This is a genomic window from uncultured Nostoc sp., from assembly GCF_964245445.1.
Taxonomy (GTDB): domain Bacteria; phylum Cyanobacteriota; class Cyanobacteriia; order Cyanobacteriales; family Nostocaceae; genus Nostoc.
In genome coordinates, this window is record NZ_CAXTNE010000114.1 from 1 (window position 1) to 23,299 (window position 23,299).

20 protein-coding genes are annotated in these 23,299 nt (G+C 40.6%); 13 read left to right on the top strand and 7 right to left on the bottom strand.

The window, feature by feature from the left end; all coding sequences use genetic code 11:
- Positions 1–346: 346 nt before the first annotated feature.
- The 4 genes from ACFE90_RS19300 to ACFE90_RS19315 all read right to left on the bottom strand — a co-directional run bounded on the left by ACFE90_RS19300 (position 347) and on the right by ACFE90_RS19315 (position 3,931).
- A complete protein-coding gene (locus ACFE90_RS19300) occupies positions 347–1,021 on the bottom strand; it encodes a hypothetical protein (RefSeq protein ID WP_375503300.1) in 675 nt (224 codons plus the stop codon).
- A 192-nt stretch (positions 1,022–1,213) separates the two neighbouring features.
- Positions 1,214–1,891: a DUF2834 domain-containing protein gene (locus ACFE90_RS19305; RefSeq protein WP_375503302.1), complete on the bottom strand. Its 678-nt coding sequence runs from the start codon at positions 1,889–1,891 to the stop codon at positions 1,214–1,216.
- 105 nt (positions 1,892–1,996) lie between these two features.
- Positions 1,997–3,148, bottom strand: a complete 1,152-nt coding sequence (locus tag ACFE90_RS19310) for an HrcA family transcriptional regulator (RefSeq protein WP_375503304.1) — start codon at positions 3,146–3,148, stop codon at positions 1,997–1,999.
- A 450-nt stretch (positions 3,149–3,598) separates the two neighbouring features.
- A complete protein-coding gene (locus ACFE90_RS19315; RefSeq protein WP_375503306.1) occupies positions 3,599–3,931 on the bottom strand; it encodes a rhodanese-like domain-containing protein in 333 nt (110 codons plus the stop codon).
- Between the two features lie 156 nt (positions 3,932–4,087).
- On the opposite strand from ACFE90_RS19315, the gene ACFE90_RS19320 reads away from it, so the two are divergent.
- From ACFE90_RS19320 to cysE, 3 genes are all read left to right on the top strand, one after another.
- A complete protein-coding gene (locus ACFE90_RS19320; RefSeq protein WP_375503308.1) occupies positions 4,088–5,785 on the top strand; it encodes a DUF3352 domain-containing protein in 1,698 nt (565 codons plus the stop codon).
- A gap of 484 nt (positions 5,786–6,269) precedes the next feature.
- Positions 6,270–6,761 carry a hypothetical protein gene (locus tag ACFE90_RS19325; protein WP_375503310.1) on the top strand — a complete coding sequence of 164 codons (492 nt, stop codon included), beginning with the start codon at positions 6,270–6,272 and terminating at the stop codon, positions 6,759–6,761.
- 128 nt (positions 6,762–6,889) lie between these two features.
- Positions 6,890–7,654, top strand: a complete 765-nt coding sequence (gene cysE / locus ACFE90_RS19330) for a serine O-acetyltransferase (protein WP_375503312.1) — start codon at positions 6,890–6,892, stop codon at positions 7,652–7,654.
- Positions 7,655–8,135: 481 nt separating this feature from the next.
- On the opposite strand, the gene ACFE90_RS19335 is transcribed toward cysE, so the two are convergent.
- Positions 8,136–8,717 (bottom strand): Npun_F5749 family FMN-dependent PPOX-type flavoprotein, encoded by a 582-nt coding sequence (locus tag ACFE90_RS19335; RefSeq protein WP_375503314.1) that lies wholly within the window; start codon positions 8,715–8,717, stop codon positions 8,136–8,138.
- A gap of 76 nt (positions 8,718–8,793) precedes the next feature.
- Between ACFE90_RS19335 and ACFE90_RS19340 the strand changes: the two genes are divergently transcribed.
- The 8 genes from ACFE90_RS19340 to urtE all read left to right on the top strand — a co-directional run bounded on the left by ACFE90_RS19340 (position 8,794) and on the right by urtE (position 17,086).
- A complete protein-coding gene (locus ACFE90_RS19340) occupies positions 8,794–9,687 on the top strand; it encodes an isopenicillin N synthase family dioxygenase (protein ID WP_375503316.1) in 894 nt (297 codons plus the stop codon).
- 18 nt (positions 9,688–9,705) lie between these two features.
- Positions 9,706–10,851: an NAD(P)/FAD-dependent oxidoreductase gene (locus ACFE90_RS19345; RefSeq protein ID WP_375503318.1), complete on the top strand. Its 1,146-nt coding sequence runs from the start codon at positions 9,706–9,708 to the stop codon at positions 10,849–10,851.
- A 193-nt stretch (positions 10,852–11,044) separates the two neighbouring features.
- On the top strand, positions 11,045–12,361 hold the full coding sequence (gene urtA / locus ACFE90_RS19350; RefSeq protein ID WP_375503320.1) for an urea ABC transporter substrate-binding protein: 1,317 nt from the start codon (positions 11,045–11,047) through the stop codon (positions 12,359–12,361).
- Positions 12,362–12,452: 91 nt separating this feature from the next.
- Entirely contained in the window at positions 12,453–13,613 is a 1,161-nt protein-coding gene (locus ACFE90_RS19355; RefSeq protein ID WP_375503322.1) for a branched-chain amino acid ABC transporter permease, read from the top strand.
- A 27-nt stretch (positions 13,614–13,640) separates the two neighbouring features.
- Positions 13,641–14,759 (top strand): urea ABC transporter permease subunit UrtC, encoded by a 1,119-nt coding sequence (gene urtC, locus ACFE90_RS19360; protein ID WP_375503324.1) that lies wholly within the window; start codon positions 13,641–13,643, stop codon positions 14,757–14,759.
- Positions 14,734–15,480, top strand: a complete 747-nt coding sequence (gene urtD, locus ACFE90_RS19365; RefSeq protein WP_375503326.1) for an urea ABC transporter ATP-binding protein UrtD — start codon at positions 14,734–14,736, stop codon at positions 15,478–15,480. Before urtC ends, urtD begins: the two co-directional genes overlap by 26 nt.
- 400 nt (positions 15,481–15,880) lie before the next feature.
- The gene (locus tag ACFE90_RS19370; RefSeq protein ID WP_375503328.1) at positions 15,881–16,363 is read left to right on the top strand and encodes a hypothetical protein; all 483 of its coding nucleotides are present in this window, start codon (positions 15,881–15,883) and stop codon (positions 16,361–16,363) included.
- Positions 16,364–16,387: 24 nt separating this feature from the next.
- Positions 16,388–17,086 carry an urea ABC transporter ATP-binding subunit UrtE gene (gene urtE, locus ACFE90_RS19375; protein WP_375503330.1) on the top strand — a complete coding sequence of 233 codons (699 nt, stop codon included), beginning with the start codon at positions 16,388–16,390 and terminating at the stop codon, positions 17,084–17,086.
- Here the strand turns inward: urtE and ACFE90_RS19380 are convergent.
- Positions 17,049–17,789 carry a hypothetical protein gene (locus tag ACFE90_RS19380; RefSeq protein WP_375503332.1) on the bottom strand — a complete coding sequence of 247 codons (741 nt, stop codon included), beginning with the start codon at positions 17,787–17,789 and terminating at the stop codon, positions 17,049–17,051. The two genes, urtE and ACFE90_RS19380, sit on opposite strands and share 38 nt — an antisense overlap.
- A 421-nt stretch (positions 17,790–18,210) precedes the next feature.
- Positions 18,211–20,853 carry an alanine--tRNA ligase gene (gene alaS, locus ACFE90_RS19385; protein WP_375503334.1) on the bottom strand — a complete coding sequence of 881 codons (2,643 nt, stop codon included), beginning with the start codon at positions 20,851–20,853 and terminating at the stop codon, positions 18,211–18,213.
- Positions 20,854–21,115: 262 nt separating this feature from the next.
- Here alaS and ACFE90_RS19390 point away from each other — a divergent pair, with 262 nt between their 5' ends.
- Both ACFE90_RS19390 and ACFE90_RS19395 read left to right on the top strand, forming a co-directional pair.
- Positions 21,116–21,304: a heavy-metal-associated domain-containing protein gene (locus tag ACFE90_RS19390; RefSeq protein WP_375503338.1), complete on the top strand. Its 189-nt coding sequence runs from the start codon at positions 21,116–21,118 to the stop codon at positions 21,302–21,304.
- Between the two features lie 923 nt (positions 21,305–22,227).
- Positions 22,228–23,250 (top strand): GGDEF domain-containing protein, encoded by a 1,023-nt coding sequence (locus ACFE90_RS19395; RefSeq protein WP_375503336.1) that lies wholly within the window; start codon positions 22,228–22,230, stop codon positions 23,248–23,250.
- Positions 23,251–23,299 lie beyond the last annotated feature (49 nt).

Genomic DNA, 23,299 nt, shown 5'->3' on the forward strand with positions numbered 1-23,299 from the left:
ATCCCATACGTTGGCGCTTGAGCGCTGTTGTAAGGTTGCTGTCATGGTTTTATAAATGCGATTATTTGTGAATGAATTAGGTAGGTTTGACTACCTGTTACACATCTTAAAGAATTTATTGCGTTTTGTAAAGTACTTTGAGAAAAAATTTTCTCTTGGGATTTACGCACCCAAAGTGGAAACTGCCCAACTCACTGAAAAAAGCGAGGTTTTGCGTAATCAACAGTAGCGATGAGAGTAATATCTACGACGGGCTACCCTACGCAGTTTTCTTATCTAGGTGCTTTGTCACCAAAACTCCCATACTTCCTCTTGGCATTGAACCTTGGTGATCAATAGAAAAAATCTATTCCCGATTAGGTATCAACCATTCTTCACGAATAGTTGATGGTAGGGGCGGGCGCAAGCAAAGATAAATAAGTGGGCCTAGTAGCGGGACTAAGGCTACTGTCCAAAACACCTGGGGATTATTCCAGTGGCGACGAGCGATATCATCGCCAAGGATTGTGGGGAATAAAAGACAAAAAAGGCAAAATGCCAAACTCATGCCATTAATAAAGCGATCGCCTTGGAACTGCTGTACAAAATCTCCCCAGTCACCTAAGACAAACGCATAGGCGAGTAAGCCAACAGTGCTTAAACTCAAAACAATCCCAAAAAAACGAGAATCTAGCAGCCGTAATAAAACATCCTTTTGTCCAGAAAATTCTTGATTTGATTCACGAAAAGCCAAATATGGTAACAGACCAAGCACTCCTGATCCTACTGATGCCAAAGCAAAAGGCCAAAAAGGAATCCGTTGCATTCTGCCATCAATGAACAATAAACCACTGTAAATTAGTAGCCAGATGCCCACTAAAGAAAACAAGGAAAGGATAATCGGATTTATGGCAAGCCACTGAAGAGTAAATATATTTTTCAACAGGGTTAGGGTTTCTTGTAAATGCAGGGGCGGTGCTAACAGTAAAATATAAGCGATAAATCCAACCCATAGTAACCACAATGCAACTTTTCTATTCATTATCTTTAGATGGTGTGCATTTAACATAATTACCAATTTATAATTCGTATTTTTTGCCTCTAAATCCCCCTTTTTGTAGAACGCTGCCCTGAGCTTGCTTAAAAATAGTGGTAAATCTATACGTGATTTTTGTTTCAGTTGAGGATTTAAATCCCGATTGAAACTTTCTTGAATTAGGAATTAAAAATTGCTTTAATTTGCAGCTGGCTGCTGACTCGGTATTGCTTCTACACCAACTTCTGGTATAGGTGGACGCACACACAAATAAATCAATGGCCCGAATAGAGGTATTAACGCTATTAACCAAAACATCTGTGGATTTTTCCAACCGCGACGCGCCAGATCATCCCCTAGCAAAGCTGGAAATAATAGGCTAAGTAGACAGAAATCTAAACTCATCACATTGATGAAGCGGTTAGTTTGCCACTGTTGCACAAAATTACCCCAATCTCCTTCTGTTAAACCATAGGCAACTAAAATAACCGTGGCTACTGTCAAGACAACCCCAGTCACACGAGAATCTAGCACCTTGAGCAAGGCATTCTTTTTACCAACAAACTTATTATTTGGTTCCCTAAAGGCTAAATAGGGTAACAAGGCAAATGCCCCGACTCCGAAAGAGGCAGTAGCAAATAGCCAAGCAGGTATTTTTTGTCCTCTACCATCAATAAATACTACTGCACTGTAGATGAGAGGCCAGATGCCCATGAGGTTGAATAGTACTACGACTAATGGGTTAACGCCTTGCCATTGGCCAGTAGAAAGGTTTTTAATTAACTCAAATGTACCAGGTTGCTCAGGAGGAGCGAGGAAAAAAGCATAGGTAGTGAATCCCAGCCACAGCACGCCAAAGGTAATTTTTCTAACCATGAAAGAGTTAAAAGGTATTAATTATTGATTTTGCCACTATAAATTCGGCTTATCTACCTGCTATGGTATTGTTCTTTTGTCTAAACCCGTAGCAGGTTGTCTTTATTAAGGATTGAAATAACTGAAAGCTTCTGAGAGGTAATCAGCAGCAGATGCTACTACTGCGATCGCACTTTCATAATCTAGACGCGTTGGCCCCAAAACTCCCACACTTCCTACTGGTATTGAACCTCGGCGATAGGTGGAAGAAATCAAGGTGCAGGTGCGTATCGGTTCTAAAAGATTTTCTGCGCCAATGCGAACTGTTACCTTTGACTTACCCACATCCTCAAGCTCTGGTTCCTCAAATATTAATCGCCATAGTTGGTCTTGTTCTTCTTCCAGCAGGTGGATAATTGTTTGTACCTGCTGTAACTGGGAAAATTCTGGCTGGCGCAAAACTTCTGACACACCCCGAACCATAATTTGGGTTGCAGTCGGCGCATGAGTGCGACGAGTTAATTCGGCAACTGAATGTTTCAAAAATTCCCCGTAGCGTTGGAACTCCTGATCTAATTCGCTCCAGTTGAGGTTGGCTAATTCCAACAAACTTCGCCCCCGCAAGTGGGTATTCAAAAAGTTAGAAACAATTTGTAACTCGCGATCGATTACCTCTGAATCCCGTTGTGTTTCCTCTGGTATTGGCGACAAATCCATCAATTTGGAATGTGTCTCATAACTATCGGTAACAACAATTAACATAATCCGCCCCGCTTCAATTTGCACTAATTGCAGATGTCGCAATAGGGCTGTGGTAGTTTGCGGCATAGTAATTAAGCTTATGCAACCACTTAAGGTTGCTAAAATTTGTGCGGCTCCTTGCAGTAGGGTTTCTAAACTCCAATCTTCCCACTGGAGGCGCTTTTGCAATGCCACCTCTACTTCTCGTCCTAAAGTTTCTGTACCACTTTGTGGAAGCAAGCTACGCGCAGCGTCTGTCTGTGACACGCTGCGCGAACGCAGAGAAGGTGTAATTAGCTGGTCAACATAAATGCGATAACCTGAATCTGAAGGCACTCGTCCAGCAGAGGCGTGTGGTTGGTAGAGTAATCCCGACTTTTCTAAAACGCCCATCACATTGCGAATTGTGGCTGAACTTACACCCAGGTCGTACTCCTCGACCAAAGCTTTTGAACCAACAGGCTCTGCCGTAGCAATGTAGTGACGTACCGTTGCCCAAAGTATATGCTGTTGTCGATTTGTTAACTGGACTTCCATAGGGTATGTAATGCTTGGCGGCAAATTTTAATCAAAGTATGGAAAAAATTCTGAAATTGATTGAAAACAAAGAATATTAATAATTTATTAAGATAGCAAATTATACAATTATATTGTGATAATTAATTTTAAGGTTCACGTACACCACTCTTTAAAAGTTTCCTCTAAATACAATCTAAGCTTTTGCTGCCAAAGCTGAGAGTTTGAATTTACAACATCCTTTTATTGCTTATTTTTGCATAATTCTACACTTATAAAAGTATTATTGTATACGTATTTTTGCGGCGATTGCAGCTAAAATTGGGGTCGAAAAGTTTCGCAAATATTTAGCCAGTGAAGAAAGTTGCAAGCTTTCCTAGCAAGCCCCTAAGTTTATATATTGCTATTTTCAGCATAGCAAAAGCAAGATGGAAGAATAACTTCCATCTAAGTAATGCACCTAAACACAAGCTAATACTGGGGAATTGAATGGTCTACTAAGACGGAATAAGCATCAATACCACCTGAAATATTTTGCACATTTGTAAAACCTTGAGCAATTAACCACTGGCACATTTGGGCAGAGCGGATGCCGTGGTGGCATAGTACAAGGGTTTCAGCTTGGGGATTGAAGAGGGTAGGAACTTGATCTCCCCATTCGGTAAATTGACTCAAGGGTAGGTTGACAAAGCCCTCAATGCTAGCAATTTCTAATTCTTGTGGTTCGCGTACATCTACTAGCTGAATACTTACATCACCAGAAGAAAGACGTTGTGCCAGTTCTTGTACACTAATCTGATTCATGGGTTGACTAAAAGAATTCCCTATAAACAGTCCTAATCCTATTTATGGTGACAGAAAATCTCTGTCTTTGCATGAGTATCCATTCTCAAGAAAGCTGATAGATTCTGGTAGGCTTTCTGCTTAAATGGCTGTAAACCGTCTTTTTAAAGGTTTAATGTGAATAGACAACGCTCATTTATTGGTTTTATTGTAGCTGGTGCGATCGCACTGCTAGTAATTGCGATCGCTAGTTTTTACTGGTTTTTCGCCAAAAATCCGGCTAACCTCACTGCTTCTACCGGACAGCCTAATGCAGCCATATTCGTGTCGAAACTGTCCCCTGTAATGCTTTCATTGCTGACGAATCCTGATCGGTTGCAGGCGTTGGAGCGTGAAGGAGAACTATCTAAACTCAAAACCAGTTTATTCGCCAAGAGTAGCATAGATTACAAAGAAGATGTTCAACCCTGGTTAGGGGACGAAATTACCTTAGCTATCACCACCTTAGATATTGATCGCGATCGAGAAAACGGACAGCAGCCAGGGTATTTGTTGGCACTAGCAACCAAGCAACCGGAGAAAAGCCGCGAGTTTGTCGAGTTGTTGTTTTCCAAACGAGCCTTAGCTGGAGCAAACTTAGCTGTTGAACAATACAAAGGCGTAAAACTGATTTACGACAATCAAGAAGTAAGTACAGAAGAGAAAATCCAAAATCCAAAATCCAAAATCCAAAATTATCTAGCTGGTGCTGTTGTTGGTGAAAGCTTTGTGTTGTTTGCCAACGATCCGAAAGTGTTGCGAGACGCCATCAATAATGTCCAAGCGCCCGATCTGAATTTGACTAGTTCCCCCAAATACCAAAAAGCGACAAAACAACTACCCAAAGGGGGTTTAGCTGTAGCTTTCTTAAATCTTCCCATCGTGGCAAAATGGCAAGGTTTAGAATTGCCAGAACCAACATATAACAGCGAAATTATTTCCCTGGCGTTGAATACCAAAGGTTTGCTAGCAGAAACCAGCTTTTTAACTTCATCGGAAATTGTTTCCCCATCTTCACCACTATCTAAACCTGTGGGAGCATTGCAGTATGTTCCAGCGTCCGCAGGTTTGGCAATTTCTGGCTCAAATTTAAGTAATTTAGGTAACAGTGATTTAGCTAAACTCTGGAGACAAGCAACAACAACTATATATGGTTCTGAGGAAGATGTAGTTTCTCGGTTAGCAAAACCTTTGGTGGATGTTCAAAAACGCTGGGGTATAAATTTACCAGAGGATATTTTTAGCTGGGTACAGGGAGAATATGCCATAGCATTGTTACCTGCGAAAGAGCAAACAAATCCCCATTGGATTTTTGTAGTAGAAAAATCCGAGACAGTAGAACAAGGTGTTGCTCGATTAGATGCGATCGCCTCATCAAATGGACTCAGCATTAATCCCTTGACTATAGACAAGCAAAAAATTTCTGCTTGGACAGAGTTAACTACGGCTACAAAAAAAAGTGATGTTAAAGAGGGAACATCCTTCAGTATTGAAACAAAAGTGCGGGGATTACATACAAATTTAGGAAATTACGAAATTTTCACCTCTGATTTAGAAACGATGGATGAAATTCTCACAACCAAGGGTAATTCCTTAATTGATAATCCCAATTTCAAAGATAGTATTGCTGCGATTCCCTTACCAAATCAAGGTTATATATATCTTGACTGGACAAAAAGCCAGAATTTGTTAGAGCGCCAAGTACCGATTCTCAAACTAGTGGAAGTTTTAGGGAAACCGTTTTTTGATAATCTGCGATCGCTCACAATCAGTAGCTATGGAACTGACACAAGAGCGCTCAAAGGTGGCATTTTCTTCCAACTCAATAATTCGTGAGATTTCCATAAAATCTCAAGTGCAGAAGGTTAAAAATTATTTTACCTTCTGCATTTTCTTATATCATTATTTTTACGTAGGCTTTCTATAGTATCAATACTGCGTAGGTTTTGAAGATTTGTAGGTTGGGTTGAACTTTAGTGTTACCCAACAAAGCCCTGGAAATGTTGGGTTACCCTGCGGGAAGCCCCTTCGGGTCTACGTTCCTCAACCCAACCTACGCATTTTTATTTTTTAGCCTTAACCGAGCAGTATTGTCTATACTATTTGCTATTCGTATTTCTAATCTTTGGATAGCTATTGGCTAGCTGGGGAATTGTATGCTGTTTAGATAAAGAAACAACCAAGCAATTACCTGCCTGCTTTCAAAACCTTCTATTGTGGCACATTTTTATGTGGCACAACCAACTGAAATTTCCCTGTAATTTTTTCATTAGAATATGTATATATCATTACTAATTTAACAGCCTGTTGGAGGGCTACTATGAAATACTGTCGCCCCCGACTTAACTTTAGCGGCGGCTGGTTGTTGGCTATACTTTCCGCCATCATAGCTACGCCTGTAATAGCACAGACAGCAAATTTTGGTACTTTCACTCTATCAACAAACTTTGATCCAGCACAAGGAATAGTGCAGGGGTTTACAGGCGGTTCTTACTCATTGTCTGCTATAAGTAACCGCGATCGCGATCAAAAAGCCTGTATCGGTTTTGCCGATCCCAATCCAGATCATATTATGGTTTTGGAAAAGGACTTTCCCCAGATGACAATACAAGTTGATAGCAACGGCAATGATACCACTTTATTGATCCAAGGGCCAGACCAAACTACAATTCGTTGCGGCGATGATACTGGTAAAAGTAAAGATGCTAGCGTTAGCGATCGCAACTGGAAAAGTGGCACGTATCGGATTTGGGTGGGTACATTTAATCCTGGGGTTAAGCGCGATTACACTTTGAAAGTAGAGCAGCAGTGATGGTAAGTTAGTCATTTGTCATTTGTGCAATGCCCTATTCCTTATTCCCCATTCCCAATTTTGAGGTATAACGCCTGAGAGGATAATATGGGAGAATAGCTTGTTGTGCTTTCCGAGGGTGCTATCTCGTGCTATCTATACTGCGTGCTGACTTTCGTATCATATTTGAACGTGACCCAGCTGCTCGTAACTGGTTGGAAGTTTTATTTTGTTACCCTGGTTTGCAAGCCCTGCTATTCCATAGGCTGGCTCACTGGTTGTACACTGTTGGTCTTCCCTTTATTCCCCGCCTGATTTCTCACGTGGCTCGGTTTTTGACTGGAATTGAAATCCACCCTGGTGCAGTAATTGGAAAAAGTGTGTTTATTGACCACGGCATGGGTGTAGTAATTGGTGAAACTGCGATCGTGGGAGACTATGCCCTAATTTATCAAGGTGTCACCCTTGGAGGTACTGGTAAAGAATGTGGTAAGCGCCATCCAACTGTAGGCGAAAACGTCGTAGTTGGGGCTGGAGCTAAAGTACTGGGCAATATCCAAATTGGTAATAATGTCCGTATTGGCGCTGGGTCTGTTGTTCTAAGGGATGTCCCTTCAGACTGTACTGTGGTGGGCGTGCCTGGGCGCATTATGTATCGTTCTGGAGTTCGGGTTGCACCTCTTGAACACAATAACTTACCAGATTCAGAAGCCCAAGTAATTCGTGCTTTAGTTGACAGAATTGAGGCGTTGGAAGAACAAATACAAACTCTTCAGCGCAGCAATTCTTCAGAAAAAACTCCTGTTTTAGTGGGTTGTTTAGCCACCAAAGAGGATGAGTTAACCCACGATACTCGCTGGTGCAACCTCAAAGATAAAACTATCCAGCAATTTCTAGATGGTGCTGGCATTTAGTTAAACGTCAAGAGTTAAGGGTCAATCTTTAGCCCTTTCAAGGTGACTGGTAAACTCGACTTTATCCAAAATTAAAAACTTGGTTACCTTTATACGGCAAAAAACCTGGCTTTTAGGCAAATACTTTTTTTACATCACAGATTATCGATGAAGTTAAAAAAGTAAAACTATCGTCCCACCAAGGTTTCAGCGTCAGCTTGAGCATTGCTCAAAAATGGATAAAGTCGAGGTAAAATAAGATTGTTTTTCTCAGCGCTCTCTGTGCCTCTGCGGTTTAAAAGTAATTTATTTAACTAGAGAGGCACAGATAAGCCAGTGCGCCCTTACGGTTACCCGACTTGTACCCCTACGGAGATCTTGCTACGCTCTTAACGTTAAGGCAGGGTAGCAACTGGCGCAACACAGATAGAAAAGGTTAAAGAAGAATTTATAGACTAAAATTTTCACCCACATTAAAAGGGCTAAGGTCAACTTGACTAAATCACGGATTAATAGCTTCGCTAGACCACTCTTGGTGGTCATTACGGCAATAAAGCCATCGATTTTGTGGTTCGCCGCGTAATTCTAAATGGTCTACTTGCATCGGATCAAGTAGCAGTAGACAAAAATTAGGTACTGGCTCAACAGAATCGGGTGCTGGTGGCTCAAAAGCTCCTACTTCTTGGATTCTGGGTTTACCAGGATAGGGCCAAGCAAACTGTAAACGTGCAGCATCACTCAGTTCTTGCCAAATGGAAATGCGGACTGGCTGTAAATCCTGATGAGAATCATTACCTACCAGAGTCAAACAGCCAGTGATGCGGAATTGTTCGCGTGTATTGGGGAAGTACCAGCAAACTTCTGCCCAAGGTTGTTGCTGTATTTGGTTAGCTTTAGCGCTACGACTATCAATAATAAATTTTAGCTGGTTTGTATCTTCTAGAAAACCGCGAAAGACTAGGGTACGATTAGCGGGACGACCGTTCGGCTGCACGGTTGCTAGTTGGAGGTAACGGGCATAAACAAGGCTACGGTTGCGATGGAGTGCATCAGCGATCGCGCTTCGCCAAGGAGCAAGAGTCATTATAAAGTTTCGTACCTAAGTATTGAGTATACTACTGTTAACAAAACAAAAACACAAATTTTCTAATTATATATAAATGGTTACAATTCCAATAATAAATTTAACTGCGTTTACCAATGGCGACACAATAACTCGTCAAAATATTATCAAACAAACCTATCAAGCTTGCCATGAAATTGGCTTCATGTACTTGCAGAATTCAGGAATGTCAAAAGACTTAATAAAACAAGTATTCAGTTACAGTAAATCTTTGTTCAATTTACCCTTAGAAGTTAAGCAAAAGCAAGCTTGGAGTGATGAGTTTAATAATACAGGATATGTCAGTCTTGAGAGAGAACGTCTTGACTTCAACAAACCAGGCGACTTGAAAGAGGCGTTTAATATAAACAAACAAGCGGCTATAGGAATAGATGCTTCTATTCTCGCCTTTTATGATAGTTGCACAGAACTTGCTAACACAGTGTTACAAGCTTATGCTTTGGCGTTGGAATTGTCAGAAGATTTTTTTATCACAAGGCACAATCAACAAAATCATACCTTGCGCTTACTCCACTATCCCCCATTGCAGATACCACCCAAACTCGGACAGGTGCGTGCTGGTGAGCATTCCGATTATGGCAGTATTACCTTACTTTTCCAAGATGATGTTGGCGGGTTGGAAGTACAGACAGCATCTGGAGAATGGATTGCTGCACCTGCGATTCCTGATACTGTGGTAGTTAATACTGGCGATTTAATGCAACGATGGACAAATGATATATTTTGCTCAACCAAGCATCGAGTAATGATTCCCAGCGATCGCACGGTAAAACAGTCCCGTTATTCTATCGCTTTTTTCTGTCATCCTAACGATGATACAGAAATAGTTTGTCTGGAAAGTTGCCAGAAAGAACAATCACCTATTTATCCGCCTATCCTGGCGGGAGAATATCTTTTAAGTCGTTTACAAGCAACTTATGGTAATTCGTAATTAAGAAAAACATTTAATATGAAAACCTACGACTGGATTGTGGTTGGTGGTGGAATTGCAGGTGTTGCACTGGCATACGAATTAGTAAAAACAGGTTTTGCTGTTCTTTTGTTGGAGCAATATGAAACACCACAGGATGCAACTCGTTATAGTTATGGTGGACTTGCTTATTGGTCGGGTACTACACCACTAACTCGTCTATTGTGCGAAGAAGCGATCGCGCGTTACCATATCCTATCTCAAGAGTTAGACGCTGATATCCAGTTTCGGGAATTAGATTTATTACTTACTATTTCAGCTGCTAATGACCCAGAAGCAACAGTTGAATCATATAATCATTTTGCCATTCCACCCCGTTTATTGAGTGTCCAAGAAGCTTGTGAGTTGGAACCACTGCTAAATGGAGAGGTAATATCTGGTGCTTTAACTGTCAAACACGGTCATATCCACCCAGAAAAAACAGCACAAGCTTACATCCAAGCCTTTCTGCGTGCTGGGGGTGAAATGCAGATTACCCAAGTATTGCAAGTATTGCAAGATGGTGTAAAAACAACTACTAGAACTTTCCACAGTGCTAACGTTGTCATTTGTGCGGGTGGACTCAGCCGCCAGTTACTAAAATCTGCTGGTATTACCGTCAAGCTGTATTTTACCCACGCAGAAATTATTGAAATCCCACCTGTGGATATGCAGTTACGCACCTTAGTTATGCCAGCTAATCTGCAACGATTTCAACTAGAAGCTGAATCTACTCAAGTTGATGAATTGTGGAATCAACCAGGTAATGAGCCAGTACCACCAATTTTAGATGCGGGTGCGATTCAGTTTCAAGATGGTAGCCTTCGCATTGGTCAAATTAGCCGTGTTCTCACAGATCCTTGTGCCAAGGTAAACTCAGAGGCGAGTGAAAAATGGTTGCGAAAAAGTGTCGGTAAAGTTTTACCAGCTTTAGAGAATTTACCCGGAACTTGGCATCATTGCTTGGTGGGATTTAGTAGCGATCGCCTGCCCTTGATTGGTACTATCCCAGGATTTGAGAGTGTTCATCTATTCTCTGGGTTTAGCAATCCTTTGGTGATTATACCACCTTTGGCAAAGCGCTTTGCTAATTTTGCATCTGGCAAGGAAGATGAGATTATTATCCAGCTATCTCTTCATCGCTGACAATAATTTCACAATACTAGCCTTAACAAAGATTAATATTATAAAGTTATTTTTTTATTACAAAAATCAGACATTTTGTATAAGAAGTAACTTTTTACTAGTAAACTATCGCACTATCATCACACTTTAAAGTTTAATATTGTCAGCTTTCCATTAAGTTGGTTGATTGATCAAAAGGAAAATTCATAAAAAGATGAGAAGACAATTTAACAGACGCAAGTTTTTAATCTACAGTTCTCTAACTTTTGGAAGCAGCTTTTTTCTGAAGGCTTGCGCGAATAATTCTCCAACTGCTACAGAGAGTCCAGTCGCACCTCCTGCTGCATCTCCAGCTGCTGCTACTGCTGGTGGCACAATCAAAGTAGGTATTTTGCACTCCCTTAGTGGCACAATGGCTATTAGTGAAAAAAGCGTTGTCGATGCTGAAAAATTAGCAATCAAAGAAATTAACGCTGCCGGTGGTATCTTAGGTAAACAAATTGAAGCAGTTACCGAAGATGGTGCTTCTAACTGGGATACTTTTAGAGAAAAGGCAACTAAGCTAATTGATCAAGATAAAGTCGCTGTAGTTTTTGGTTGTTGGACATCTGCTAGCCGCAAGAATGTTAAACCAGTATTCGAGAGCAAAAATCACATGCTCTGGTATCCTGTGCAGTATGAAGGTCAAGAGTGTTCTAAAAATATTTTTTACACTGGTGCTGCTCCAAATCAACAAATTGAACCATCTGTTGATTGGCTGTTAAAAAATAAAGGAAAGGAATTCTTTTTAGTTGGCTCTGACTACGTTTTTCCCCGCACTGCTAACACAATTATTAAAGCTCAATTAGAAGCTTTGGGCGGAAAAACAGTTGGTGAAGATTATTTACCTCTTGGCAATACAGAAGTTACACCAATTATCACTAAAATTAAGCAAGCTTTGCCTAATGGAGGTGTCATTTACAATACTCTGAATGGTGATAGCAACGTTGCTTTCTTCAAACAATTGAAAGGTGCTGGATTGACACCAGAAAGATATCCTTCCATGTCTGTCAGTATTGCCGAAGAAGAAGTCAAAGCAATTGGTGTAGAGTATCTCAAAGGTCATTATGCAGCTTGGAATTACTTCCAAACAGTAGACACACCTGCTAACAAAAAATTTGTAGCAGCTTTCAAGAAAGAATACGGTGAAAATCGGGTAACAAATGACCCAATGGAAGCAGCATACATCGCCGTTTATTTGTGGAAGCAAGCAGTAGAAAAAGCTGGTACTACAGACATAGCGAAAGTGAGTGCTGCGGCGTATGGTCAAACTATAGATGCACCTGAAGGTAAAGTGACAATGGATGCCAATCATCACATATCCAAAATCGTGCGAATTGGTCAAGTCAGGCTAGATGGTTTGTTTGATATTGTCTATGCTACTCCGACAGCAGTTGAGCCAGTTCCTTGGAATCAATTTGTAAAAGAGACTAAGGGATTTGCTTGTGATTGGACTGACCCTGCTAAAGGTAGTAAGTACAAGAAAGTTTAATTTCTTAGTCATTGGTCATTAGTCATTAGTCATTAGTGAATAATAGATGATACATGACTAATGACAAATAGATGCTATGTAGGTAAAAAAAGTGTTAGCAGGATTTTTAGAAGCTGTATTTAATGGCATTAGTATTGGCGCTGTATTATTAATTGCTGCCTTGGGATTGGCGATTATATTTGGCTTGATGGGTGTCATCAATATGGCACATGGTGAATTGATGATGTTTGGCGCTTATACAACATTTGTTGTGCAAAATGTATGTAAGCAATTGGGCGGAGAATGGTTTGAAGTCTATATATTTTTGGCTTTGATTATCGCTTTTATTTTCACGGCTGTTGTGGGACTAATTTTAGAAAGAGGCGTAATTCGTTATCTTTATGGACGGCCTCTAGAAACTCTCTTGGCAACTTGGGGAGTAAGTCTGATTTTTCAGCAGTTTGTTCGTAGTGTAAATTGGGTATTGATAATTGGCATAAGCTTATTTTCTTTGTTGTTTTTTGGAGGTTTATGGATTTTAAATTCTCGCACTGATTTGGGAAGAGTTCGTAACTGGATTGTGGCTGTGATATTTTTACTATCGCTAGGGGTGACAATCACAACGCTTAATTTATTGAGTCAAACTTATCAGTTAGCAGTGACTCAACCTTGGTTTGGCGCTCAAAATGTGGATGTAACTGCGCCTACTTGGTTGCAAGGAGGGATGTCTTTAGGTGGCGTGCAATTGCCCTTTGCTAGGTTATTTATTATTGGTTTAACAATAATCTGTGTGGCGGGAATTTGTCTATTCTTACAACGTTCTAGCTGGGGTTTAAGAATTCGAGCTGTGACGCAAAACCGGAGTATGAGTGCTTGTTTGGGTATCCCAACTCAAAAGGTTGATGCGATTACCTTTGCACTGGGTTCTGGTTTAGCTGGTGTGGCTGGATGTGCGATTAGTTTACTCGGTTCTGTAGGGCCAAATACGGGACAAAACTATATTATTGATACTTTTATGGTGGTTGTGGTTGGGGGTGTAGGCAATTTAGCCGGGACGATTGTGGCGGCGTTGGGTATTGGTACGGCTAATTTTTTAATTGGTTCTGGGACTTTGGCTTTGCTGTTGAGTCCTGTTAAGCCTTTGGCTGATTTGTTTACTTTTTTTGCGACGACGAGTATGGCTAAGGTGATGGTGTTTGCGCTGATTATTGTGTTTTTACAGTGGAAGCCTGGGGGGATTTTTCCGCAGAAGGGACGTACTGTTGATGTTTAAACCGCCAAGACGCAGAGGACGCAGAGAATGAGGAGAAAGGGAGGAGGATTATTAATCGAAGCTGGGGTGGTGATTGCGATCGCACTCTTCCTTATTATCATTATGCCACTGTTGCTGACGGAGTTTCGTCTAAATTTGTTGGGGCGATTTTTGTCGCTGGCGATTGTGGCTTTGGGTATCGATTTGATTTGGGGTTATACTGGTTTACTAAGTTTGGGACATGGTATTTTCTTCGGTTTGGGTGGGTATGCGATCGCAATGTACCTGAAGCTGCAAGTTCCTACTGGTGAGTTACCTGATTTCATGGGACTTTATGGGGTTACAGAACTTCCCGCCTTTTGGCAACCTTTTTATTCGTTTCCTTTGACAATAGCTTTTGTGGTACTAATTCCGGGGCTATTGGCGGGATTGTTGGGATATTTGGTTTTCCGAAATCGCCTCAGGGGAGTTTATTTTTCTATTTTGACTCAAGCTGGAACTATTGTATTTTTCAATTTCTTTAACGGTCAACAACAGCTTTTCAACGGTACAAATGGACTGATAGATTTTACAACTTTGTTTGGGGCAACGGTCAGCGATGCGAAAACGCAATTTGTTTTCTACACGCTGACGGTAGTGTTTCTTGCAGCCACTTACGGGATTTGTCGCTGGTTGACAACTGGACGCTTTGGCAGATTGTTGATAGCTATTCGTGATGATGAAAGTCGGGTAAGATTTTCTGGCTACGACCCTACAGATTATAAGGTGCTAGTGTTTGCAGTTTCAGGTGCGATCGCAGGCATAGCAGGAGCATTTTACACCCTTCAGAGTGGTTCTATTTCACCCAGATCAATGGATATTGCTTTTTCGATTGAAATGGTGATTTGGGTAGCTGTAGGAGGACGCGCTACTTTAATTGGGGCGATTGTTGGAACTTTGTTAGTAAATTATGCCCGCACTTTTTTAAGTGAACAATTTGCTGAAATCTGGCTATTTTTCCAAGGCGCACTATTTTTAATAGTCGTTACGGTGCTTCCTGACGGCATAGTCGGATGGTTGCGTAGTCAGAATATTTCTCTTTTCAACCGCCGTCAACAAATTGCTACATATCCCACCTTGGAAGAAGACGCCGAAGTACAACATGAACGCGAAAATATTGGAAACTGAAAACGTAACTGTTAGTTTTGACGGTTTTAAGGCGCTAAATCAGCTTAATTTTAGTATGGATGTAGGTGAATTACGAGTAGTAATTGGCCCCAATGGCGCGGGAAAAACAACATTTCTGGATGTGATTACGGGGAAAGTGCAACCAACTATTGGGCGAGTTTTATTCAAAGGTAAAAACCTGCGTTCTTTACCTGAGCATCAAATTGCGCGGTTAGGAATTGGGCGCAAGTTTCAAACACCCCGAATTTATTTAAATTTAACGCCCCGTGAAAATCTAGAAATTACTAGCAACCGCAATAAAAATGTCTTTTCTACTTTGTTTGGACATTCTAATACTGCTGAAAAAAATAGTATTAAAGGATTATTAGAAACTATCGGTTTAACTCCTAAAGCTGACATCAGAGCAGGTTTACTTTCCCACGGTGAAAAGCAACGTTTAGAAATTGGGATGTTAGTAGCACAGTCTCCAGACTTATTACTCGTTGATGAACCCGTTGCTGGTTTAACAGATGAAGAAACTTACAATATTGGCGAACTACTTTTAGCACTAGCACAAAGTCATTCCATTTTAGTAATCGAACACGATATGGAATTTGTGCGTCAAATTGCCAAGAAAGTAACGGTTTTACATGAAGGTTCGGTGTTGTGCGAAGGGAATTTTGAGGAAGTTCAAAATGACTTACGTGTTATTGAAGTATATTTAGGAAAACAGGAAGACTAAATTTTTACCTCACGAGGTATTCTTGGGTATTAGGCTACTATAGTACAGAAACTTTTTAACCATTGTGGAATATAGTTTGTTGCTGGCAATCTATTGGAGCAGCCTGCAAAAACTGTACGGCAAGCTATCGATGGAATTGTTGTATTGCTAGCCCAGTTACAGTGTTATTAATAAATTAACAGTACTACTATCAAAAAATTATGTAGCATAAATGTTAAAGTCTTTAACTTTACGTGTTTTTTCTGATTACAGCATTTATTCAAGGTAACTATTATTATAGAGCGCGTAACATAATACTCTATGGGGGAGAGGTTTGGGTATACTTTACAACTTTTTAAACAACCTCTAAAGATTTCATACGACTTTATAAACCAGATAGAACATTGGAGAATATCAACCTATGACATCATCAAATATTAATCAACAAGACAAAGTAAAAACACCAGAGATTAAGTTCATGGAAAATAAGATAGAACCTTTTATCAAAGAATATCAATTTCAAGTCGATTTTAATAGATTTTTAGGTATTGTATTTAGTCTTACTTCTATTGGTCTGAGTCTTGGTGTAACACTTGCTGGTATCAATAATAATGCCCATTTAGCTGCTGGGTTGGGAGCTGCCTCAGCTGCTGTTCAGTCTGCATTTGGCATTTTCCCTCTTGAAAAGAGGGTATGGTTCTATCGAGCAAGTATTGCTGAAGCTCAAAAAATTAAATCTTTCCTTGAATACAAAGCTGATTATAGTATTGACAAAATTACCGATGATTTTGAGGCTTTAAGAACTAGAACATTGACACAAGAACCATTAAATTCAATTCCTGACTCTTTCTCTCCAAATGCGACAGGAGATAAACAGCCTAACAATCCCGGTGTAACGGCCTGACCCAATTTTTTTGTGGAGTTGCGAATGCTAAAAATCTCTAACCTTAACGTTTACTACGGCGAAAGCCATATTCTCCGCAATGTAGATTTGAGCGTACCATTGGGGCAAATGATATGCCTGATTGGTCGCAATGGCGTAGGGAAATCTACATTACTCAAAACAATTATAGGTTTACTCAAACCCCGCAGTGGTACTATTAACTTTGCTGGAGAATTAATCAACTCGAAATCTCCAGACCAAAGGGCAAAATTGGGAATTGGTTATGTCCCTCAAGGACGAGAAATTATTCCCCGTTTGACAGTTAAAGAAAATCTGCTGTTGGGGTTAGAAGCCAAACGCAAACCAGTAAAAAAAGCAGAAATTCCAGAGGAAGTTTTTAGCTTATTCCCGGTGTTAAAAACCATGCTTTCGCGCATGGGTGGTGATTTGAGTGGTGGACAGCAGCAACAATTAGCGATCGCTCGTGCTTTAATGGGAGAACCTCAATTACTCGTATTGGATGAACCCACTGAAGGTATTCAACCCTCCATCATCCTAGAAATTGAAGCCGCAGTCCGTCGCATTGTCGAAACCACAGGCATTTCTGTTTTATTAGTAGAGCAACATTTACACTTTGTCCGTCAGGCTGATTACTATTACGCTATGCAAAAAGGTGGTATCGTTGCCTCCGGTTCTACAGCCGAACTTAGCCAAGATGTGATTCAACGCTTTTTAGCTGTTTAATTTTTGATATTTCTATATCAATTGTATCGGTAGCAATTAAGTCTGCGGCTTCTTGTAAAAGCTCATGTTGTTCTTTTTGAATTGCTTCTAAGCGACTAGAAATTTCTGCTAATCGTTGTTGCTTACTTGGTTGAAAATTCTCAGGTAATAAAGCTGGCAGGTTACTAGTTGTTTCACTAGCTGTCATTCGTTGAACAGCAAAACTGCCAACTTTAGTTAAGGATAAAAAGCTAACTTTAATCAAAGCTTGAAGCAATTTTAACGGAACTTGCAGTATTGACCAACTAGCTGTTTCAATCAAGCGGACAATTGCTCTGATAATGCTCCAAATTAAAGCAAGTGCAAACAGCAAAATTACTATACTAATAATTGGGTGATTAGCCGCCCAACCTAGTATTTGAACTAATCTAAAAAATACCGGGTGTTGTGTCAGCCAATCACTTACAGAAGATACCATCGCATCTTTAACTGCTCCCGATGTTGTACTCTTAAATTTATCAGCAGTTTGCCAAGTTTGTTCTAAGCTTGTTGTAACTGTATCAATTGCTTTATCAGTCGTTGTAGTTGCTGTTGCCTTCAAAGACTCCCCAACTTGTTGTGCTGAATTACTTAGAGAATTAACATTTTCACCTACAAAATCTTTCACATTTTGCAAGCGTTGCAAAACTCCGTTAGATAAATGTATGTTTATTTGGGATGCCATAAAACATTTCACCGAGGTTGAAATCAAACCCGAACCCATCTTTAGGGCGATTATTGGAAACCACAATTACCTATAAACGTTGGTTGGGTAATATCTCCCAATGATATAGCAAGGGACTGGGGACTGGGTGAAAAGTCTTTTTGTGTGTAAGTTTTATCATCTGTTGATGTCCTAATCACCAAGGCTTGTACTATAACTACGTAGAAGATGAGCAGCAACAATCTTCATAACCTAGCCTAAAATGCAAGGTGTGTTAGGCGAAGCCGTAATATCAATTCGTAATTCGTAGTTCGCAATTAAGAAACCTAGATGCAGTAAGACTTTCGTGATTTATATCTGTTGCTTCATTTTGAAGAATTGGTATAACGCACCAATTTGCTTGGTGCGCTACACTTGTCTCTCGCGTTGAAGCAGAAGATGGTTAACCCAATGCGGACTTTAACTCACTTTCCGCTTGTTGCAACGCTTCTGGTAATTTACTCGCATCCCGTCCGCCTGCTTGGGCTAAGTTCGGTCTTCCACCGCCACCGCCACCGCAGATTTTAGCGATCGCACCTACAAATTTACCAGCTTGCAAACCTTTTTTGTTCACTTCTGAACTAAAAGCTGCAACTATACTAACTTTCCCCTCTTCAGGAACAGAACCCAGCACCACTGCACCGTTACCGATTTTTTGCAGTAAGCGTTCGGCTGCGGTTTTCAATGATTCTGGATCAACATCTTCTAATTGGGCGACAATAATTTTAGAATCGCCTACCGTTTCGGCTGTTTGCAGCAAGCTGTCAGATTTTGCGATCGCTAACTGTACCTTTAAGGTTTCCAGTTCCTTTTGGCTATTTCTAAGTTCGCTTTGCAGACTTGTGATTCTATCTGGTAATTCTTCGGGTTTAACTTTAAAGCGATCGCTCAAATCTTTAACTACTTTATCCCGAAGGTTGAGATAATCTAGTATTGCTGGCCCCGAAACAGCTTCAATGCGCCGCACCCCAGAAGCCACACCAGCTTCTGAGATAATCTTGAACACGCCAATTTCAGCCGTATTACTCACATGAGTTCCACCGCATAGTTCCATTGATACGTTGGGGAAGTCAATCACCCGCACTTCCTCGCCGTATTTTTCGCCGAACATGGCAACAGCACCCCTAGCTTTTGCCTCTGCTAAAGGTAATACTTCTATCTTCGCTGCATGTGCTTGGGCAATCCAAGTGTTCACCTGTTCTTCTATTTGTTGCACTTCCTCTGCTGTCAAAGCACGAGGACAGTTGAAGTCAAAGCGCAACCTGTCAAAAGACACTAGGGAACCAGCTTGAGATATGCTATCATCAACAATTTTTTTCAAAGCCGCTTGTAACAGGTGGGTTGCGGTATGGTTAGCTTGGGAGCGACGGCGACAAGCTGAATCAATTTGGGCTGTAACATGATCGCCTACGCGCAGTGTACCGCGTTCGATGCGTCCGAAGTGAACAAAGAAATCAGATTCTTTCTTCACGTCTTCGACGCGAATTACGATACCATCACCAGAGATATAACCGCGATCGCCAATTTGCCCCCCAGATTCACCATAAAATGGCGTTTTGTCAAGGACAATTTGCACCTCTGTCCCCACTTCTGCTTCTTCTTGAGAAACACCTTCTACCAAAATCGCTTCAACTTTTGCCGTCGCCGCCGATTGGGTATAGCCTAAAAACTCGGTGACTTGGATGTGTTCTGCTAATTTGTCGAGGGAACCTTGCACAGTTAAATCGATGGTTTCGTGTGCTGCTTTGGCGCGTTCCACTTGCTTTTGCATTTCGGCATCGAATCCCGCTTCATCGACTGTGAGATTATTTTCTTCGGCAACTTCTTGGGTAAGTTCCAGGGGAAATCCGTAGGTGTCATAAAGGGTAAATGCACTTTCACCGCTAATTTGAGTGTTCCCTTGCTGTTTCACCTCTTGGATAATTTCTTCTAAGAGTTTTTCGCCTCTATCCAGAGTTCTGAGGAAATTGGATTCTTCCCGTTGCAACTCAGCTTTAATTGCTGCTTCTCGTTGGCGCACATTGGGGTAAGCTGATTCAGAAAGAGCGATCGCAGTTTCGGCAACTTGGGTAGTAAATTCTCCAGAAATCCCAATTAATCGCCCATGACGCACCACGCGCCGAATTAACCGCCGCAGCACATAACCCCGTCCCACATTGGAGGCGCGAATTTCATCAGCAATCATGTGGACAACAGAACGAACGTGATCGCCAATAACTTTTAGAGAAACTTTGGTTTTCTCATCACTTTTGTGGTAATCAATGCCAGCAATTTCGGCTGCTGTTTGGATAATTGGAAAAATCAGGTCAGTTTCGTAGTTATTGGGTACTTTTTGGAGGATTTGCGCCATTCTCTCCAAACCCATGCCGGTGTCGATGTTCTTGTTTTGCAGTGGCGTTAAATTCCCGGACGCATCCCGGTTATATTGCATGAAGACGAGGTTGTAAAACTCAATGAACCGGGAATCATCTTCTAAATCTATATTTTCGTCACCGCGTTCTGGGTGGAAGTCGTAATAAATTTCTGAACAAGGGCCACAAGGCCCAGTCGGCCCAGATACCCAAAAGTTATCATCTTCGCCCAAGCGTTTAATTCTCGCTATCGGCACACCGATCTGATCGCGCCAAATTCCAAAGGCTTCATCATCATCTTCAAAAACGCTGACGACAAGATTTTCAGGGGAGAAGCCAAAGACTTGTGTAGAGATTTCCCAACCCCAAGCGATCGCTTGTTCTTTAAAATAATCACCAAAGCTGAAATTACCCAGCATCTCAAAAAAGGTGTGATGCCGTTTGGTGCGTCCGACATTTTCGATATCGTTAGTGCGGATACACTTTTGCGAAGTCGTAGCCCGCTTAAATTCTGGTGTGCGCTGCCCTAAGAATATCGGCTTAAATGGTAGCATCCCCGCGATCGTCAGCAGCACGGTTGGGTCTTCTGGCACGAGGGAGGCACTTGGGAGAATTTGGTGATTCCGTTGGGCAAAGAAGTCGAGAAATATGTTGCGAATTTCGTTACCGCTTAGGTACTGGGGATTTGAAGACATGGGTGTTTTTAACTTTAGACTTTAGACTTGGGCGTAGCGGCACTAGGTAAGTGTATTTTCATAAATAGCTTTATATATTCTTGCATTTTGTTTCATATTACTGCCAGCGAATTGTGCCAATCGGTGAGCTATATGCAGTGATTAGGATGCTTTTACACCATAATCTGACTCTGGCAGGATGCGCGTTCGCATTTTGGTCTATAAGATTAATCCTTAAGAATACTTGAAAATTCCTATACTAAGGTAACAAATAACACTATAAATAAAAGTATCAAATATTGCTTGTGAGGGATGTGCAGAAATAATTACTGAATCCATTCACCTTATGGAACCTAAGGCCAAGGTGGATATCGATGTTAATGCTAAAACTGTCACCGTGGAATCCGCAGCTTTTGAAGAGTCAATCAAACAGGTAATTGTTGCTGCTGGTTATACTGTTGAGGGTTATTGATCAGGTTCTAGCTTTTCACAGAAGTTTAGATTTTCATATCTTAGGGTACGCTAACAAAATTTTTTCTATTATTTCCGCCCTTTATACGAGCAAAATTGAACTAATTTCCCTACATTAGGGGCAGGTCTTAACATAAACTCTTTTATTTAGCTTTGTTTTCTATATTTGTGAGGTTGCGGTAAACAAAAAAAGATGTGAATTAAATAAATAAACCAACACCGCAAAAGTCTAGACAGAAACCATTTGTTTCTTCTAATAAGACATTGTGGAACTTCACTTAAAGTGTTAATTTTTACCCTAAAAATTCCATCTAAAATTGTAGGGTAGGTTAGTGCTATAAGCCTACTGCCTTAGTAGTGGCGACTTTTGCTGTCTATTTGATTTGCGTTTTTTTCGCAATTCTACCCCTACCTTGATACTTCATAAAAGCCTATTCTTTAAAGAAAAAGGCTTAACTACTGTTTGGTTAATAACATTTCTAATTCAATGAAATAGTTTTGGCTTTTATAATTAGATGAAAAAATTTTATAATTTCTTTATTTTTCTTTTTAAGAATAAATTTAGCTACCTAATATGACAGTTATTACAAATTATTTATTTTGGTAATTAGTTGAGGAGAAGAACACTTAAGAAACTACAAAAACAGTTTTATACTTATCAAGAAGATTCAGTATTATTACGGTTTTAAAAATATACTGTAAAGAAGACATTAGTTGTCAGAAGAGAAGGTTTCAGAAACGGTAGTAGTAAAGATAAAGTCTAAAGAGGAGATTAAAATTGTAAAAATATTGTAGATTCGGCGACCAAATAATATCAGCAAATATAACTCAACCTAAAAAATCATATTTGGTATTAGCCGACAAGAGCAGCAAGTCTTAGAAAGTTAATCTCTTTAAAAGTTAAATAGGGGAAAAAATAAAGCAATGAATATGTCTATTCTGGTCTTTGGAAAAAATAACTTTATCGCCACACTTCCAGATCAGATCCGTTATGCGACTGCTTTTAGTGTAGAAGTTCTAGACAATCTTAATCAGGCAGTGTCGCGGATTGAAATGACGCCCCCCAATATAATACTTGTGCAGGCTAGCCTGGATGGCAGTATGGAACTTTGCAGTTGGTTGAAAGACCAGACAAAACTATCCTGGATATACTGTATTCTGTTCGAGGATCGTCCCCAGCAGCTTACTGATAGAAATAAGGGTTGGCACAGGGAATTAGAGATGACTACTGCGGCACTAAAGCAAGGAGCCGATGCTTATATTTGGCATATTCTTGATGAAAAAATAGACCATAGCTTGGCAGAATTGACCGCCAATCATGCACTAATACTTGCTCAATTGACTGTTGGCTTGCAAAAAGCACAAAAATACCGAGATTTGATTCGCACAAATGATATGTTATCAGCGATCGCCTTAGCCGATTCCTTAACAGAATTAAATAATCGTCGTGCTTTAGAATGGGACTTACCCAGGCAAATAAAAAAAGCTAGAAGTCAAAAGACTTCCATGAGTTTGATTATTCTGGATGTAGATCATTTCAAAAAAGTTAACGATACTCACGGGCATTTAGTTGGCGATGGCGTCTTGCAGCTGCTATGTAAGCGTCTGCGACACAATCTGCGCTGTCAAGACACAGCATTTCGCTATGGTGGCGAAGAATTTGTGATTCTTTTGGCTAACACCAACGATGAAGAAGCATTAATCGTCGCCCGTCGTCTTAATCGGTTAGTCTGCGAGGAACCATTTTCACTCAGTAACAAACTGACAATTAATATCACCATTAGTCTAGGTACAGCCTGTCTGCAAGCTGAGGATGACGAGCAAGGAGTAAGTCTGTTGCATCGTGCCGATCAATGCTTGCTACAAGCTAAAACTACTGGACGTAATCGGGTGATTGCCTCGAACTATTTATCTCATGTCCCACATCTAAAAGTTGTTTCTTCTTAAAAGTGGGAATTAGTCATTAGTCATTAGGCATAGGTTATTTTCCTTGTCC

Excerpts from the sequence above, each read along its gene's own strand:
- ACFE90_RS19395 (WP_375503336.1), top strand. The coding sequence starts at position 22,228 with ATGAATATGTCTATTCTGGTCTTTGGAAAAAATAACTTTATCGCCACA.
- ACFE90_RS19325 (WP_375503310.1), top strand. The coding sequence starts at position 6,270 with ATGAAATACTGTCGCCCCCGACTTAACTTTAGCGGCGGCTGGTTGTTG.
- ACFE90_RS19335 (WP_375503314.1), bottom strand. The coding sequence starts at position 8,717 with ATGACTCTTGCTCCTTGGCGAAGCGCGATCGCTGATGCACTCCATCGC.
- urtC (WP_375503324.1), top strand. The coding sequence starts at position 13,641 with ATGAGGAGAAAGGGAGGAGGATTATTAATCGAAGCTGGGGTGGTGATT.
- urtD (WP_375503326.1), top strand. The coding sequence starts at position 14,734 with ATGAACGCGAAAATATTGGAAACTGAAAACGTAACTGTTAGTTTTGAC.
- urtE (WP_375503330.1), top strand. The coding sequence starts at position 16,388 with ATGCTAAAAATCTCTAACCTTAACGTTTACTACGGCGAAAGCCATATT.
- ACFE90_RS19340 (WP_375503316.1), top strand. The coding sequence starts at position 8,794 with ATGGTTACAATTCCAATAATAAATTTAACTGCGTTTACCAATGGCGAC.
- urtA (WP_375503320.1), top strand. The coding sequence starts at position 11,045 with ATGAGAAGACAATTTAACAGACGCAAGTTTTTAATCTACAGTTCTCTA.
- ACFE90_RS19310 (WP_375503304.1), bottom strand. The coding sequence starts at position 3,148 with ATGGAAGTCCAGTTAACAAATCGACAACAGCATATACTTTGGGCAACG.
- ACFE90_RS19345 (WP_375503318.1), top strand. The coding sequence starts at position 9,706 with ATGAAAACCTACGACTGGATTGTGGTTGGTGGTGGAATTGCAGGTGTT.
- ACFE90_RS19305 (WP_375503302.1), bottom strand. The coding sequence starts at position 1,891 with ATGGTTAGAAAAATTACCTTTGGCGTGCTGTGGCTGGGATTCACTACC.
- ACFE90_RS19380 (WP_375503332.1), bottom strand. The coding sequence starts at position 17,789 with ATGGCATCCCAAATAAACATACATTTATCTAACGGAGTTTTGCAACGC.
- ACFE90_RS19315 (WP_375503306.1), bottom strand. The coding sequence starts at position 3,931 with ATGAATCAGATTAGTGTACAAGAACTGGCACAACGTCTTTCTTCTGGT.
- alaS (WP_375503334.1), bottom strand. The coding sequence starts at position 20,853 with ATGTCTTCAAATCCCCAGTACCTAAGCGGTAACGAAATTCGCAACATA.
- ACFE90_RS19300 (WP_375503300.1), bottom strand. The coding sequence starts at position 1,021 with ATGAATAGAAAAGTTGCATTGTGGTTACTATGGGTTGGATTTATCGCT.
- ACFE90_RS19370 (WP_375503328.1), top strand. The coding sequence starts at position 15,881 with ATGACATCATCAAATATTAATCAACAAGACAAAGTAAAAACACCAGAG.